The sequence below is a fragment of the Streptomyces sp. DSM 118878 genome (assembly GCF_052936595.1).
Genome location: NZ_CP193622.1, coordinates 6531864 through 6547557, shown reverse-complemented (window position 1 = coordinate 6547557; position 15694 = coordinate 6531864). Strand labels below are relative to the sequence as shown.

10 protein-coding genes and 1 pseudogene are annotated in these 15694 nt (G+C 70.5%); 2 read left to right on the top strand and 9 right to left on the bottom strand.

Going from position 1 to position 15694, the window contains the following annotated elements:
- Window positions 1-5: 5 nt before the first annotated feature.
- On the bottom strand, window positions 6-1229 hold the full coding sequence (locus ACRAKF_RS29020) for an FAD-dependent monooxygenase (RefSeq protein WP_447040486.1): 1224 nt from the start codon (window positions 1227-1229) through the stop codon (window positions 6-8).
- A 1068-nt stretch (window positions 1230-2297) separates the two neighbouring features.
- Here ACRAKF_RS29020 and ACRAKF_RS29015 point away from each other — a divergent pair.
- Window positions 2298-2936, top strand: a complete 639-nt coding sequence (locus ACRAKF_RS29015; RefSeq protein ID WP_447040485.1) for a TetR/AcrR family transcriptional regulator C-terminal domain-containing protein — start codon at window positions 2298-2300, stop codon at window positions 2934-2936.
- Between the two features lie 348 nt (window positions 2937-3284).
- Here the strand turns inward: ACRAKF_RS29015 and cas2e are convergent, their stop codons facing one another.
- The 8 genes from cas2e to cas3 form a co-directional block, all read right to left on the bottom strand.
- Window positions 3285-3647 carry a type I-E CRISPR-associated endoribonuclease Cas2e gene (cas2e, locus tag ACRAKF_RS29010; protein WP_447040484.1) on the bottom strand — a complete coding sequence of 121 codons (363 nt, stop codon included), beginning with the start codon at window positions 3645-3647 and terminating at the stop codon, window positions 3285-3287.
- Window positions 3644-4630 carry a type I-E CRISPR-associated endonuclease Cas1e gene (cas1e, locus tag ACRAKF_RS29005; RefSeq protein ID WP_447040483.1) on the bottom strand — a complete coding sequence of 329 codons (987 nt, stop codon included), beginning with the start codon at window positions 4628-4630 and terminating at the stop codon, window positions 3644-3646. The genes cas2e and cas1e overlap by 4 nt, the downstream gene beginning before the upstream one ends.
- Window positions 4627-5424: a type I-E CRISPR-associated protein Cas6/Cse3/CasE gene (cas6e, locus tag ACRAKF_RS29000; RefSeq protein WP_447040482.1), complete on the bottom strand. Its 798-nt coding sequence runs from the start codon at window positions 5422-5424 to the stop codon at window positions 4627-4629. The genes cas1e and cas6e overlap by 4 nt, the downstream gene beginning before the upstream one ends.
- The gene (gene cas5e, locus ACRAKF_RS28995) at window positions 5424-6164 is read right to left on the bottom strand and encodes a type I-E CRISPR-associated protein Cas5/CasD (RefSeq protein ID WP_447040481.1); all 741 of its coding nucleotides are present in this window, start codon (window positions 6162-6164) and stop codon (window positions 5424-5426) included. The genes cas6e and cas5e overlap by 1 nt, the downstream gene beginning before the upstream one ends.
- Window positions 6161-7354, bottom strand: a complete 1194-nt coding sequence (gene cas7e, locus ACRAKF_RS28990; RefSeq protein WP_447040480.1) for a type I-E CRISPR-associated protein Cas7/Cse4/CasC — start codon at window positions 7352-7354, stop codon at window positions 6161-6163. The genes cas5e and cas7e overlap by 4 nt, the downstream gene beginning before the upstream one ends.
- Window positions 7351-8037, bottom strand: coding sequence for a type I-E CRISPR-associated protein Cse2/CasB (casB, locus tag ACRAKF_RS28985; RefSeq protein ID WP_447040479.1), 687 nt, complete (start codon window positions 8035-8037; stop codon window positions 7351-7353). Before casB ends, cas7e begins: the two co-directional genes overlap by 4 nt.
- Window positions 8034-9803: a type I-E CRISPR-associated protein Cse1/CasA gene (gene casA, locus ACRAKF_RS28980; protein WP_447040478.1), complete on the bottom strand. Its 1770-nt coding sequence runs from the start codon at window positions 9801-9803 to the stop codon at window positions 8034-8036. Before casA ends, casB begins: the two co-directional genes overlap by 4 nt.
- Before the next feature lie 498 nt (window positions 9804-10301).
- Window positions 10302-13223 carry a CRISPR-associated helicase Cas3' gene (gene cas3, locus ACRAKF_RS28975; RefSeq protein ID WP_447042229.1) on the bottom strand — a complete coding sequence of 974 codons (2922 nt, stop codon included), beginning with the start codon at window positions 13221-13223 and terminating at the stop codon, window positions 10302-10304.
- A 1377-nt stretch (window positions 13224-14600) separates the two neighbouring features.
- Here cas3 and ACRAKF_RS28970 point away from each other — a divergent pair.
- Window positions 14601-15677, top strand: a pseudogene (locus tag ACRAKF_RS28970) (IS630 family transposase).
- Window positions 15678-15694 lie beyond the last annotated feature (17 nt).

Here is a 15694-nt window from a genome sequence, read left to right as displayed (position 1 = left end):
GGCCGTCACCGTGCCGTGCCGGACGGGACAGTGGCCGCCGCCGTGGTGAATTCCGCCGCCAGCCGGCGGTGGACGACCCTGCGGATCAGCTCGAGAACGCCCGAAACCAGCACCTGGACCGGGCGGCTGGACGGCACGAACCGCTGTTGCTTGATCCGTGCGGAGCGCCGCTGGCTGGTGATGTAGGGACGCAGGCCGGTCTCCCAGGCGTCCAGGGCGGCGGCGAGGTCGCCGGGGTGCTCCCGCAGGGCCACGCCCAGTGCGGCGCCGCCGCGCAGCGAGGACGAAGAGCCCATGGCCGAGTAGGTGTTCATGCACCAGGCCGCGTCGCCGACCAGCACGACCCGCCCCTTGCTCCACCGGTCCATCTTCACCTGGTGGATCGAGTCGAACACGTGGTCAGGGGCCTGTTCCAGGGAGTCCAGGACGTGGCGCACCACGGGGTCGTCGTCCATCCCGGAGAAGGCCGCGCGCACCTGCTCGATCGACGGCCCGGCGAACCGGTCCGGGATGTCCTCGGTGCGGTAGGTCAACCACGCGCAGGGCGCGTGGTCGGCGAGTCCGAACACCCACATCGCACGCTTGGGGCGCGAGACGATGATGCTGTCGCTCGCCTCGTACGTGGGCACCTGCTCCTTGAGCTGGAAGGCGCAGATCATCGCCTTCCAGTTCGCCAGGTAGTCCTCGTCCGGACCGAACACCATCCGGCGCACGCTCGAACGCATCCCGTCGGCGCCGACCACGAGATCGAAGTCCTCGCGGTACTGCTTCCCGGTGCCGGCGTCCTCGAGCAGGACCCGCACCCCGTCGGCGCCCTCGGTGATCTCGGCCGGAGTGGTCGCGAACCGCACCTCGACCGCGTCCTCGGTCCCGTCGCCGGTGATGCCCTGCCACAAAGCGGCCTCGATGTCACTGCGCAGCACCGCCGCCAGCCCGCTGGGCGCGTCCAGCAATCCCAGAGCCGGCTTCCGCCTGCCCCGGCGATCCACCGACCACGAGTTCCCGCCCGGTCGCCACTCCGGGTTGCGGGTGTGCAGGTGGTCGGCGATCCCCAGGTCGGCCGCGGCCCGCACGCCCTCCGGGAACATGAAGATGAAGTAGCCCCCGGTACGTCGCTCTGGTGCCCGTTCGACGATCACCGGCGTCCAGCCGGCCCGGCGCAGCCCGATCGCCGCGGACATCCCCGCGATCCCGAGCCTCACCACTAATGCCCTCTCCTGCTTCTGCATGGCTTTCCTTTTCAGGTCACGTTCCGATGAATGGATTGCTCAATCCGGCACGACGACGGCGCGGCTGCGGCCTGTGTGTGCCCATGCCTCACCGACCAGGCTCAGCGGGAAGGTGGTGCAGGGCGGTTGCAGGGCCGTTGCAGGGCGGTTGCAGGGACCCGTCGGCGAAGCGGGCCATGACTTCGGGCGCCTCGGCGAGCATCTCCTCGGCTGACCGCGATCCGACGCCGCTCCCGGTGATCCGGATTCGCCGGCTGCGCAGCAGGTCCGTGGGCAGCGACGCCTCCAGGCCCGCGAGCCGGCCGATCTACACGTAGGCCGTGTTCGCCTCGGTGTCCTCGCCGTCGCGACCCACCCCAGCGCGGCGAAGGCGGCCTCGGTGCCGAGCCCTCACAGGCAGTCCGGCACGGGACCGGGCGACGTCTCGGACACCGCATCGGCCAGGGCCTTCTCCGGGGCGTCGGGCCAGTCCTGGGCCGGCGACACGGTCGTCGCTCCCGTGCCGCGCAGCCGCTCCAGCACCTTCGGACGGCGCCCGGCGGCGGTGCCCCGCTCCGCCCCGAAAGCCGGCGCCCCTGCACGGCGAGGCTGCCCGACATCCTGTGGCGCCCAGCACCAGCACGGTGCCCGACGCCCCCACTTCCTTGCGCCGCGTGGTGGGGACCATTTCCTTGCGCCGCGTGGTGGGGACCATCCCAGCCGCCCCCGCCGCCGGAACCTCCGCCTGGAAGGGAGCGACCAGCCGCTCGGCCATCGCCCATCGCCCATCGCCCATCGCCCCGAAGGGCAGACGCGCGCACCCGGTGCAGACCAGTCGCCCGTACCGGCGGACACCTCATCCGGACGCGGCCGTAGTGCCGCCGGGTGGCCGGCCCGCGCAGGTTGCCGTCCGGGCCGACTCCGACGAGATGCAGGGGCTCGGAACCGGGCGGGACCGTCGGCTCGGGCAAGTCGGGGCAGACGGGCGACGCATCGGGCGCGGTGACGACTACAGCACGCATCACGGGCTCTCCTTAACTAAGTTCAGGGCCGTGACCAGCATTACTGAACGCTGTTAAGGTGTCAAGCATGACCAAGGGCATCACCCGGGAGCAGATCGTCACGACGGCGCTCGAACTCCTCGACGACCAGGGCATGGACGCCCTCACCGTCCGCACACTCGCCTCCCGACTGGACGTCCGCCCCTCCGCCCTCTACTGGCACGTGCGCAACAAGCAGGAGCTGCTCGACGAGATGGCCACCGAGGTCATGCGCCGCGTGGCCGGCGCCTTCGCCGCGATCCCGCCGGGCGACGGGTGGCGCGACGACCTCGCCGCCTACGCCCGCGTGCTGCGCTCGGAGTACCTGCTCCACCGCGACGGGGCCCGCATCTTCAGCGGAACCCGGATCACCGACCCGGACGTAATCCGCATGAAGGAGCCGTTGTTCGAACGCTGGACCGCGTCCGGCTGGAAGCCCGCCGACGCGGACGACGCCATCGACCTGGTCACCGCGTTCGCCGTCGGCTTCGTCATCGAGGAGCAGGAGAGGCGCCAGGCCGCCGGGGCCGATCCGTCGCGCTACTCGATCGACCAGCGCGACGCCTGGCTCGGCGAAGGCGCGTCACTGGTCAAGGAGGCCGGGCACCTCCGAGACGACGGCGACCGGCGTTTCGAACGGCTCCTCGGCATGGTCCTCGACGGGATCGCCGCCCGGCTGGACACATGACTCACCCGCGCCTGCGCACCAGCACCGCGGCCGCGACGAGCGCCGCGCCACCCATCAGGATGCAGAGCCGCACCGCGGCCAGGGACGCCGGGGTGTTCTTCTGGGAGGGGACCATCCCCGCGGGCGCGGGGAGCAGTCACGCTGCTCGCGGACTGGCGGGAGGAGTGCGGGACCATCCCCGCGGGCGCGGGGAGCAGTTCGTCGCAGGAGCGGACGACGGCCAGGGTGCGGGACCATCCCCGCGGGCGCGGGGAGCAGACTGGTTGACCTGGGAGTTTCTTACGCCCAGACCCTGTTTTTCAGCACTTTCTTCAACTCCGACACATATACCAAAGCAACCATTTCGTGTTACTGGCGTCCGAAGCGCCGGCGCTTGGAAGCCCTGCTCCAACCGGTAGGCGGTCCGGACGGGGACGGTGCGCTTGCGGCCGGGAGGTTCGGAGCGGGGCGGTGGATGAGGGTGAGACCTTCGTGGTCGGTCGGGTGCCAGGCGTGGTCATGGGTGCGGAAGGTGAAGCCTTGTTCGTTGTCGGTGGTGTGGGCCAGCAGGGCGCGGCCCTGGCCGGCGTACTGCTGGACTTCGTGCCAGAGGACGTCACGAACACGGGCCGAGGGGTTGCCGACGAAGACGCCTGCGGAGATTTCCAGCAGCCAGCGGGTGAGGAAGCCGCGTAGGCCGACGGGGCAGTTGGTGAGGACGATGACGGTCACCAGAGCTCATCTCCGTAGTCTCCCGGCTCTTGGCCGCCGTAGTTGATTCCGGAGGCGACCTGGTGGCCGCCGTCGCTGTGGAGGGTGACTACGTCCTGGTCGGTTCCGGGAGCAGAAGCGGCGGTGCTGCTGATGGAGTCGGGGGGCAGGAGGAGGCGTTGGATGTCGTTGACGCACCGGTCGAGGAGGGACAGTTCGGTGATGCGGTCGCGCAGGGCGCGGCGGGTGCGGGGGCCGGTGTCTTCCTCGCTTTCGGCGGCTGTGTCGAAGGCGAGGGGGATGCCGATCTCGGTCTTGTAGAGGTCGGCGATGTCCAGGACGAAGGAGAGTTCGTGGCCGGAGTGGACGAAGCCGAGGGCCGGGCTGCATCCCAGGGAGGTGACGACGGCGTGGGCGATGCCGTACATGCACTGGGCGGCGGCGGTGATGGCCTGGTTGACGGCGTCGCCGCTGGCGTAGTCGCCGGGGGTGTAGCGGCGGCCGCGCCAGCGCAGGCCGGTGCGGGCGGCCTGGGCGCGGTAGCAGTCCTTGACGCGCCGTCCTTCCCGGCCCAGGAGTTCCTGGCGGGTGAGCCCGTCGGGATTCTCGTCGGGAAAGCGCAGCCGGTACATCGCGCGGGCCACCGCCAGGCGGCTGCGGGGGTTGGCCCACTGCTTTGCCTGTGCCTCCATCAGGGCCGAGGAGCGGCTGAGGGCCCGGCCGGAGGCGTAGTAGCGCACGCCGTGTTCGCCGACCCAGCAGACGGCCGCGCCTACTTCGCCCAGCACGGTCATGGCCTGGTGGGTGACGCGGGTTCCGGGGCCCAGGAGGAGTGTGCCGATGGTGGCCGCCGGGATGTGGGTGGTGCCTTCCGCGTCCTGGGCCGTGATGGCGTTGGCGTCGCGGTGCACCAGGCAGCGCTCCAGGTAGAGGAAGGACAGGCGGTCACCGGTGCGGGTGAGCTGGCGCGGGGTGAGGGCCGCACGCTTGGCGACCGAGGTCATGCCGTAGCCCGGCGGGCGGGGGTGAGCGGGGCCAGGGTGAGCAGGCCGCAGCCGTAGGCGCGGGCTTTGCCGAGGCCCTGGGTGAGGGTGCGGCGCAGCGCCTCGGGGTCGGTGACCTCCAGGCGTCCGTCGAAAGTGGCGGTCACCACGGTGACCGGCTTGCCCTGGCGGCTGCCGTTTGTTTCGCGGGATTTGGCGAAGGAAAGGGTGCGGGTGTCGGTGACTGCGAGTTCGTAGCGGTCACCAGAATGCGGGCGGCCCTTGTGGGTGGTGCCGTCGGGCAGGAGGCGGGCTTGTGCGGATTTTTCGAGGATGCGGAAGCCGCAGCGCTGCTGGCGCTGCTCATCGAGCAGCCAGCCCTTCTGGTGTACGGGGGTGAGGTGGGCGGTGATCTTGCGGGGCTCGTCCTTGGTGCGTCGGATGGTGTGTACGGGGTTCGCGGTGAGCCGGAAGGACCAGTGCTGACCTGCGGTCAGGCGGTCGAGGAGGGGCGTGTAGGGGCGGGTCTGCCAGCCGGGATTGTCCGGGTCGGCGGCCGCTGCGGCCGGCCAGCCGGCCTGCTCCACCAGGTGGGTGAGGTCGGGTGCGGCGGGGCTGACGACGTAGAGGATGACTTGGGCGCGGGCCTGCTGGTCCAGCCGCCACAGCACCCGGGGCGCGCCCGGGGCCGGGGTGTCGCCGGGCATGAGGTCGGGGAAGGCCGACAGGACGGCCGCGTGCATGGTCTGCGGGGAGGACAGCAGGCGCCGGGCGCCGGGGCGGGCGGTGTTGAGGCGGAAGCGGGTGAGGTACATCAGGCGCTCTCGTCGTTGAGGTGGGCGGCGGCCAGCGCCTCGAACGGATCGTGTACGGGGGGCGCCGGCGGGATCGGCCGGGGCACCGTGGTGGTGATGACGGTCCGCAGCGCGTGGCGGCGGTGGGCCGCGCTGAAGCTGACCGGCTGGTCGCGCAGTAGGTCGGAGGAGTGCTGTTCGCCGGCGGCCGCTTCGCGCAGCACGGTCAGCCGTCCCTGCTGGTGCGCCGCCGGGTCGGTGTCGTGCGCTCTGCGGTACCAGGCGGACGCCTGCCAGGGCACCTGTTCCAGGACGGACTCCAACGTTGCGTCGTGCAGGCCCAGTTCGAGAGGCAGGGCGGGCGGGCACGAGCGGCGGCCGAGAAACGGCGGATACACCGGGGTGCGGACCGCCTGGTCGAGTTCGGCGAGCAGGGCGGGCGGGCCTTCGAGGGCGGCGACGAAGACGGCATCGGCGAGGTAGAAGCGTTCCGACAGCGGCATCGACTTGCCGCTGACGGCGTGGTGTGCGGTGTGGAAGTCTCGGATACGGGTGCCGGGCTGGTCGATGCGCACGCCGAAGCGCAGCGCGGCGAGCGGGGCCAGGCGGGTGTCGTCGCCGCGCTCGATGCCGCGGGCGGCGGCAAGCAGGCCGACGACGCCGCTTTTGGTGGGCGCGGACTCGGTGGTGCGGCGGGTGAAGCGGGAGGAGGCCCCCCAGGACTGCAGGGGGCCGGCCAGCCGCAGGGCGAGCACGCTCATGCGCTCTGCTCCAGCCGGTCGGCCACCGCCTGCCCGACGGCGGTGACAAGGCCGGCGAGGGTGTCGGACTCGGTGCCCAGGTCCGCGAGCGGCAGGGTGTGGGGGCCCACGCGCAGGACCCAGGTCTGGGTGGAGTCAGGTTGGCCGTAGGCGCGTTCGAGGTCGGGGACGTAGGCGGCGAGCCGGTCGGCGGCCTCGCGCAGGTGGCCGCCGTCCTCGCCGCGGACGGGGTCTTCGAAGGCGGCGACGAAGCTGATGGGGCGGGTGGTGCGCAGCTTGACGATGACGGCGTCGGGCAGGGTGTGGTGCCCGAACGTGTTGATTTTTCCGGTGGGCAGGGAGGCGACGAAGCCGTGCAGGAATGCCTCGACCGCGCGGCGGACCGGTTCGCTGCCGGGCTCGTCCTCGCGCAGGCCGTGGCCGAGGTTGGCGGCGAGCTGGTGCACGCCCAGGGCGGCGTAGCGGTAGAGGGTGGCGGAGTTGAAGTCGATGGTGCCGATCATTCCGGCGCCGGTCTCCTCCTCCCGGTTCTCGTCATCGACGGCCGTGTAGTAGTCGGATTCGTTGTCCACGCGGTGCACGCTGAGGGCGTGCGCGACCTGGACGGCCGCGTCGACGTTGAAGTCCGCGGCGTCCGCGACCATCCGGCCGAACAGGGCGATGTCGACCGAGTGGCGGCTGTCGGCGATCTCCTTGATCTGCTCCTTGTGCTTCTTGTCCTTGACGTACGCGGTGATGTCGTCGGCGCCGTCGAGGGCGAGGCGGGCCAGGCCCTCGATCTGCCGGGCGCTGAGGAAGACGAGGTATTTCGCCTCTGGCGCGGCCGGCGTGCCGGTCTCTTTGGCGGCGTCCGCCTTCCGCTTGGGCACCTCGGTCTTCAGCCCGGCGGCCTTGACCGTCTCGTCCGCCAACAGAAGGGCCTGCTCGTCGGCGATCGTGGTGTCGAGGGCGGTGATCCGTCCGGCGATCAGCTCCACGATCTTCTTCGTCCGCACGCCCAGTTCGCTCGGATTCAGCAGTTCCTCGTCGCTGAAGTAGGTGCGGGTGGCCCGCTTCCACGCCTGGCTGGAGACCCGGGCCCGCGGTACACCGCCGTAGACGGCCGTCTTGGGGGCGCCGGTCTCGTCCCGGTTGAGGTTGCTGGGCGGGACGGTCTGCAGGGCGTGCACGTCCAAAAAGATGCGGCTCACGGCGTGTCCTTGTCACTGTCCGAGGGGGCGGGGGCGCTAGGGGCGGCGGAGGTGGTCGGGTCGTTGGCGGCGGGTTCCTGCCAGGCGTGAAAGGAGCGGCCCCATTCGGTACGGACCTGGTCCGCGCCGCCGGGCCACTGCCAGGCATACAACTGGCCGGCGAGCAGGCCGTAGTCGAGCGGGATGTCCGCGCGGCGCAGCAGGACAATCAGGTCCCGCAGCCGCTGGGACAGACTGGGCAGGTCGGGCGCGCTGCCCGCACGCACCAGGCGCTTGCGCACGGCATCGTCGATCTCGCCAGGCGGCATCAACCGCCGCACCGCCGCCCCCAAACCGGTGGGGCGACCGGCTGCGTTGGGGCGGTGCATCCCTACCGGGCGGGACTGCTGGTGCAGCGCCCACAGGGTGACCGCCGCGTGCAAGGCGTCCTCCGCCCGCACCAGTTCCCCCTCGCGGAGCGGGCGGGAGCCCTCGGGCTGGGCGTGCAGCACAGTGGTGTCGATCAGCGCCCACAGATCGGGCAGGGCGCCGGCATTGCGGCCCGCACCCCGGCGCAGCCGGGCCAGGGCCGCCACGTGCTTGGGTTTGTCGTCCAGGTAGCCCCGCTGCCAGGGGGCGATGTGGGAGGCGGCGAGGTCGGCCACCTGCTTGCGGACGGTTGGGGTGTCGGTGGCACTCGTCATGCGGGCACCTCCAGGTCGGTAATGGATGAGGAGGAGTCCGGCTCGGCCGGTGCGCGATCGGCGGCCTGTTGCTGCGGGCCCGCAACAGTGCTCTGTCCCAGGGCGGTGGTCAGGCGCGCGCGGAACCATCGTTCGGCCAGGCCGGCGTTGAGCCACAGCGTGCCCGTCTTGGCGGCCACGGTCCGGCCCTGCCAGGCGGCCGGTCCCGCCTGCGCGATAAGACGCTGCCCGAGCCGGACGATCAGCTTGTGCACGTCCCTCTGCCAGGCGGAGCGCTGCTCGAACGGGTCCCCGGCCTGCGCCAGACCAGCCAGCCACAGCCGGTAGGGGTTCTCCAGGGCGGAGAATCCCGCCTCCCGTGCCGCGGTACGTGCCCCGGCCCCGTCCGAGCCGGCCGCGCGGGCCAGATCGGTGGCCAGATCACCCAGCGCGCGCACTGCCTCGTCGGCGTCCTTGGCCGCGTCGATCGCCTGCCGGGCATAGGCGCGCTCCTGACGGTGCAAGAGCACCACCGGCATCGCCAGATGATCGTCGACCACGTCGTCGATGACCGACTGCTGCGTCCCGTACACGGCGCCGATCACCCGGGCCCGGACGAGGAAATGGCGCGGCAGCGCCCCGTCCGTGACCAGCCGGGCCACCCACTCCAGCACTCCGGGCCGCAGCCGCGCGGCCGCCTCCGTCCCCTGGCCGGGCACCGGCCGGTCGGTCAGCAGCGCCTCCACCCCGCGCCAGGCCGCCCGCGCCGGATCGTGCTCCAGCGGCAGGTAGACGGGCGAGCGGCGCAGCTTCTTCTCCTGCGCCTGGCTGCGCCGCCAGGCCGTCATCGGCTCCCGCCGGTGCTGATTGCGGGCCGACAGCGGATCCCCGTAGCCCAGCACCACGCCGGTGACGCCCTCACCGTCGTGCTGCAGCCGCAGCCGCCGCGTCTGCCAGGTGTACAGATCCCGCACCCCATCCGGAGTGCGCTCCGCACCGGCCGGTCCGCACGGCTCACGGCGCCAGGCCGGCCGGTCTGCGGCCGAAAACTCCAGGCCATCGGTGTCGGCCGCGATTAGATTCAGCAGCAGCGTCTCACGCAGGGTCTGCCCCTCCACGAACACCCCGCCCAGCGCCCCGGCCCAACCGGTACCCAGCGGGTACACCTTGCCGCCCTTGACCCGAGCGTCGCCGACCATGCCCGTCTTGATCCCGGAGGTGTCGTAGGCGTGGGCGTGCACCACCCAGCGGGCCGCCTCCGCGAACGTCAGCCGCTCCACCTCCGGCATCCGCGCGGTGAAGAACGCTTCCCCGTTGGGCACGTCGGCCACGATCCGGTTCAGCGAGAACACCTCGTCCCGCGCCGTGCGCAGGCCCGCCGTCTGGAGAAACGGGGCGACCGGGTGCAGCAGGTCGAAGCGGTCGCGATGGGTGTCCAGGTAACGGCCCACCGGGGCAAAGCATTCCGGGTCCTCCCACAACTCCGCCCAGCCGTCGATGTCCTGGGGCCCATCCAGTGCGTCGTGGGCGACGGCCAGTAGCAGGCGCAGCAGCGCGAATTCTTGCGTCGGCAGTTCTCCGACGATCCGGCGCAGCTCCCCGGCACGCATGAACACCTCGGCCAACGACAGGTCCCTCTGCGAGCCGTCGCACGCCATAACGCCGATCCAAGATTGGCGTGTCAAGTCAAAGGACCCACGGTTGCGGCCCTCATCCAATTCAGTCACACGGCCTCTCCGAACTCGTAGGCGCCTGCGCCCAGCAGCGACAGCCGGCTCATGCACCATGACTGCACTGAGGTCAACTTCACGCTGAGCAGGGGCATTTGACACCCGCCCACGGCGTCTCCACAGTGCAGCCCAAGACAACGGAACGATTTGACGGGACGTGGATGAGTGCCTGGATGGTTACGATGGGTGTTAGCGTCCATCGGCGTTGTAGCAACGTTCGCGTTGACCCTGTTAGTGGGGCGATGGCTGCCCTTCTTGCGCCCGGACAGCGCGACTCTGGCCAGCTCAGTCTCCGCTTTTGCGTGCCTGCCGATGGCTCGGTGGGCGAGCCGGGAGCCCCGTCCGCCCAGAGATCCACGAAACGCTGCAGACTGAGTGAACTGCACAGTGGCGACTCGGCTACGCTCACGCGTCGGATCAGCGGTATGCAAGATGAGTTCATCGAGGCCAAGGCCCTGCTCCCCGCTTCTGCTGGGATGGTCCCGATTTGACGGGACGTAACACCTTGCTCCCCGCTTCTGCGGGGATACACCTGACGGGGCAGCTAATGCCCCGTCAGGGCAGCTTTTCATCACGGGTCACCTCCAGGCCGTTCTCCGGGCTGTAGTGGAGTGCGTAGCCTGCCAGCTGGGTCTGACAATTCTCATCGAGCGCGAGAATGAGCTGGTCGGACAGCCAGGGGCTGTCCTTGCCCTGCCAGGCGGGCACGTACAGCTGCTCCAGTTCCGCGATCGCAGCATCCAAGGTTTGGGCGTAGGAGAACTGCAGCGGCAGCCGCAGCCCGCAACTGGCCGCCACGCGGCCCGCGAACGGCGTCGGTGCCTGATCCTGAGGCAGGACAAGACCGCCGCGCTGTCGGCCCTTGCCGTCTTCGGGCAGCCACGGGAGGGTCACCAGTGCGCCGTCGGCGCGCCGTTGCACGACGACGACCTCCAGGCTTTCCCGGCTGTCGCGGACCTGTGCCCGCCCCAGCCGGGTGTCGTCGGCATCGCCGACGCCGGCCGCTACCCACCCGAGCAACGGCCATCCCGCACGGCCGACTTCGCCGAGCCGGAACACCGCCGCCCGCTCGGCCTGGTCCACCTGGTGCGCCTCGAACCGTTTCCGCGCTTCCGCGAGCGCCGGCTGCCAGGACACGGGAGCATCCGGCTCCGGGCCGTAGGCGCCTTGCACGAGCGGGCTGATGTCGGCCGGCAGCCGCACCGGACGCCGACCGCCCTCCAGGTGCGGCAGCAGCACCGCCGCCGACCGCAGCAGCACGTATGCCCCGTACACCGCGATGGACCCGCGCACCGGAACCGGCACCGGCGCCTCCCAGTCCATCCCGGTCAGCCAACACCGCGCCCGCCGCAGCCGCTCCGGCCGCATCTCCTGGCCGGTGCCACGCTGGTGGCGGTGCAGCCGGCCCATCCGCTGCAGCAACAGGTCGACGGGGCACACATCGCTGACCAGCAAGTCGAAGTCCACATCCAGGGACTGTTCGGCCACCTGACTGGCCACCACGATATGAGGACCCTCCGGCCGGCCCACCGCCTGACCGGGCCGGCCAAACCGGCGCAGCAGATCGCGGTCCTTCGCCGCGCGGTCCACATCGACGAATGCGGAATGCGCCACCGTCACGGCCTTGTCGCCGAATCGCGCCCGCAGCACCTGAGCGGTCTCCAGCACACGCCTGACCGTGTTGCGGACCACCAGGACGCAGCCGCCGTCCTGCAGTTCCCGTTCCAGCCGGTCGGCCAGCACCTGCACATCGTCGGCGAGCCGCTCCACGTACACATCCGTGCCCCGGCCCGAGGGTCCAGGGCGCCGCGCCACCGGGGTGCCGCCCGGTGCGACCGCCGTCAGCAACGGATACGCGCCCGAGGACACCGCATCATCGCCGCCGTGAGCAGCCTCGCCGCCCGCGTACGCCGCCACCAACTCCCGCCGCCGTAGGGGCGGTAGCGTCGCCGACAGCACAATCACCGGCACCTGGTAGGCGCCCAGCCAGGCCAGCACCCGGTCCAGATAGACGCTCATGTAGGTGTCGTAGGCGTGCGCCTCGTCGATCACCACGACCTTGCCCGCCACCGCCAGGTGGCGCAGCGCCAGATGCCGGCTCTTCAGCCCGGCGAACAACAGCTGATCGATGGTCCCCGCGACGAACGAGGCCAGCATGGCCCGCTTACGGCCGCGCAACCACGCATGCGCTACCACCTCCCCACCAGCGCCGCTCCCTGCGCCGCCCGGCCGGCGCAGCGGCACGGCATTACCGTCCACCTCCACCGCGGCGACGTGCCCACTGCGGGCCAGCAGCGGCGCGAACTCCTGGTTCAACGCCGCCTTGGAATGCGCCAGATGCACCGAGTGACGCGCATGGTCGTCGCCGGAGAGCTGATGGATCCAGTCCAGCAGCCGCGGCCACATGGCGTTGCCCGTGGCCATCGTCGGCAGCGCGAAGAACACTCCGCCCGCGCCCGAGCGCGCCGCGAACACCTCGGCCACGGCCAGTGCCGCCTCTGTCTTGCCCTCCCCCATCGGCGCCTCGATGACCATCAGCCCAGGCACCGCCATGTCCCGGGCCAGCTCGACCGCGGCCGCCTGCACGGGCCTCACCTCAGCTCCATCCGGCAGACGAAACCGGGATGCGAACACCTCCTGCGCCGGCCCTGCCGGCTCCTGCGCCGCCCACGGCGCCGGAAGATCCAACCCCCGCCAGGCCGCCACCAGCCGCTGCTCCCCGCTCTGCGCCGCGGCCTCGGGAAAGTACGGGAACAGCTCGGGGTTGCTCGCGATCCAGTCCGCAACGATCACCACCGCCATCAGCAGCACCTGCGCCGGCTGCGGCAGCCTCACCCCCTGCCACTGCGCCAGCCGCTCACCCACCCCAAACTGCTCCGCGCACGCATCCAGCAGCTCCGTCTGCACCTGCCGCCACAAAACGCTGCTCGCCCCCGGCGTCCGCAGCAACTCCTCATGCTCGAACAGCGCCTTGACCTGACCCGACTCCGGCGGCACCCCGTGATGGCCGCCCACCACCACCGCGAACTGCCCCGCCTGGCGCACCGGCCAGCCGCACCGCTCCTCCAGCCACTCCCCCAGCAACACCTGCCCGGCCAGCCCGTGCGGAGCCAACCGCCGGTCGGGCCCCATGGCCTGCTGCGACCGCATCTCCAGCCCCGCAGCACGCATCCCCTCCGCCAACAGCTCCACCTGGCAGGCGAACGCCGGCGTGGCCTTGCCGATGTCATGCACCCCCGCCAGCCACACCACCAGCGCACGCCCACCCGCCTCACCACCCGGCAGAGCTGCCGCAATCACCCGGCGCACACTGGCAGGCAGCCACTCATCCCACAAAAGCCCCGCGACAGCGGCACTGTCCTCCATGTGCCGCCACAACGGCACCCAGCCGTCACTGTCACGGTCGTGCTTCGCCCACACCGACCGCACTACACCACTCAGCCGCGACAGCAGCGTCTGCCGGGCACCCCCACCCATCATGCACAGTGAGTATCACGGCAAACCGACCCACCACACCAAAACGAGTAAGCGCACCCAACCATGGCCAACCTCGCCCTACACACCGCCTGCTCTGCGCAACGCTAAGCTGCTAAGACCCACGGCGGGAGAAGGTCTACTTATGAGGGCTATGACCGAATCCGTGAAAGTGCACGAAACTCGGGTCTGCGCCGACTAAACCCGCAGCTCACGCAGCCTGCTCCCCGCGCCAGCGGAGGTAAGCCGGACAGCGTCTGCTGAGTGCGACGCGGCGTGACGTGCTTTCCACGCGAGCGGAGGCGAGCCGCTCATTATCCGCGGAGCGGCAAGGCCCGGGCCCACCATCAGCGGCACGGCCCCGTCCCCGCTGCCCTCACTGTCAGTCACTCAGCACGCTCTTGGCAACGCCTTGAATAGGATGACGTCCCGCATCACCACAGCCCGCCCCGACTGCGCTTGCGGCGCCTGCTCGACCTCGTGCCGCGCCTAGCCCGACGCCTCGGCGGGAGCTGTGACTGCGGCCTGGAACGCTTCGGCGGCGTCCCACCTGCGCGACTGCGCGGTGTACTCCTCGCCGTCGAAGCCCGCGAGCCGTGCGTACGTTTCCTCAGCGGAACGCTCCAGCTTGATCAGGTCGTCGGCCCTGCCAGCGTTAACGGCTTTTAAACGGACCCCATTCAGGTCTCACCGAGCGCCGGCAGGACATGAACGGACCCCCTCCGTCCTTCCCGCCGACGCGGGGGCGTTCCGCCGGCATGTGAGGCACGAGCGAGATCCTGCACATCCTTCCTGCCGAGGCGGGGGCCGCAGTTCACCCAGTTCGCCAGCGCGAGCGTCCCAGCCCTCGCGGCAGTCACCCAGCGTGCCTCGGCCACGGATGACGCTCCGCCGCGTCACCGCTGCTCATGTCTGCTCCCCTGGGGAGAGTCTGGGAAGTATCCGCCCCGTTGGGGAGCGCGTGGGGAGGGTCGGCTACGTAAAGCAGCACGAAGCCGAAGCAGCACGAAGCCGAAACGCTCCGAAAGAAGCGTCAGCGCAGGTCAGCGACGCGAGTCAGCGAATCGCCGCAGGTCAGCCCGACCCTGTGGACAACTTCATGACGTAGTCCACAGGGTCCAGCAAGGCCCACCTGAACCCTTCTCGTGCAGAGCCGACGACCGCGACCAAGATCAGGCCATACGCGGGCCGGACTCAGGAAACCGAGAGGCGCAGACAACGTTTCTGCTGGTCAGCGCAGCATAATCTCCGTACTGCCAACAGACGAAGAACATTCTTTGTTCCTACAGCCCTCAGGGGCTTGGGTTCTTCTAGAGATCTTTAACCGTGCAGGTTACGTCGGTTCGTGACGGTTGGTGTCGGCTGCGCTATGCCGGAGGAGTGAGGTATCCCGATGGCGGTGGGCTGACGGCTGATGAGCGCGACCGGCGTGAGCAGGACCGGCTCGCGGCAGCTGACTTGATCGAGGCGGGGGCCAGCGATCGGGAGGTGGCCCGGCGGTTCCGGGTGACCCGTATGTCGGCGAACCGCTGGCGCCGGGCCCTGGCCTCGGGCGGCCGCCAGGCGCTGGTACCCAAGGGCCCCGGCGGCACCCGCTGCAAGCTCAGTGTCGTACAACTACGTGCGTGGGAAACGGTGTTGGAGGCCGGGCCTGCGGCCTCCGGCTGGAGCGACCAGTGGTGGACACTGGCCCGCATCGGCGAGGTCGTGCGCCGCCGGTTCGGGGTCGAGTGCACCCTGGCCGGGCTCGACCTGCTGCTGCACCGCATCGGCTGGAGCGTGCAGGTCCCCTCCCGCAAGGCCACCGAGCGGGACGAGGTGAGGATCGCCGGATGGAAGGACGAGCAGTGGCCCGTCATAAAAAGAGGGCGGCGGACCTGTGCGCCTGGCTCTGCTTCGAGGGCGAGGCAGGTCAGGGCCTGAGCCGCCAAAGGGCCGAACCTGGCGCCACCGGGGCCGCACCCCAGTCGTGAAGGTCACCGCCGCAGGCACCGAACGGGTCTCGATGGCGGCGCTGATCTGCACGAAGGCCGGCCGCAGCCCACGGCTGATCTACGGCATTCACGTTGATCGTGGCCCCTCCAAAGGCCGGCGTAGGGCTTTACCGAGACCGACTACGCCCGCCTGCTCGATGCCGCTCATCAGCAGCTCGGCGGCCCCATCGTCCCGGTCTGGGGTAATTTGAACACGCACGTCAGCCACACCATGCGACGGCTGATCGCGACGCGACCATGGCTGACCGCCTACCAGTTGCCGCCATACGCTCCGGAGTTCAACCCAGTCGAGGGCGTGTGGTCGCACCTGAGGAGGTCACTGGCCAACCTCACCAAACACAGCCTCGACCAGCTCACCGCACTGGTGAAGACCCGGCTCAAACGGATTCAGTACCGACCCCGCCTCATCGAGGGCTTCATCGCCAAGACCGGGCTCGACTTCCAACCGCCCCGAGATCTGTAGATGGTGGGGTCGCGGCC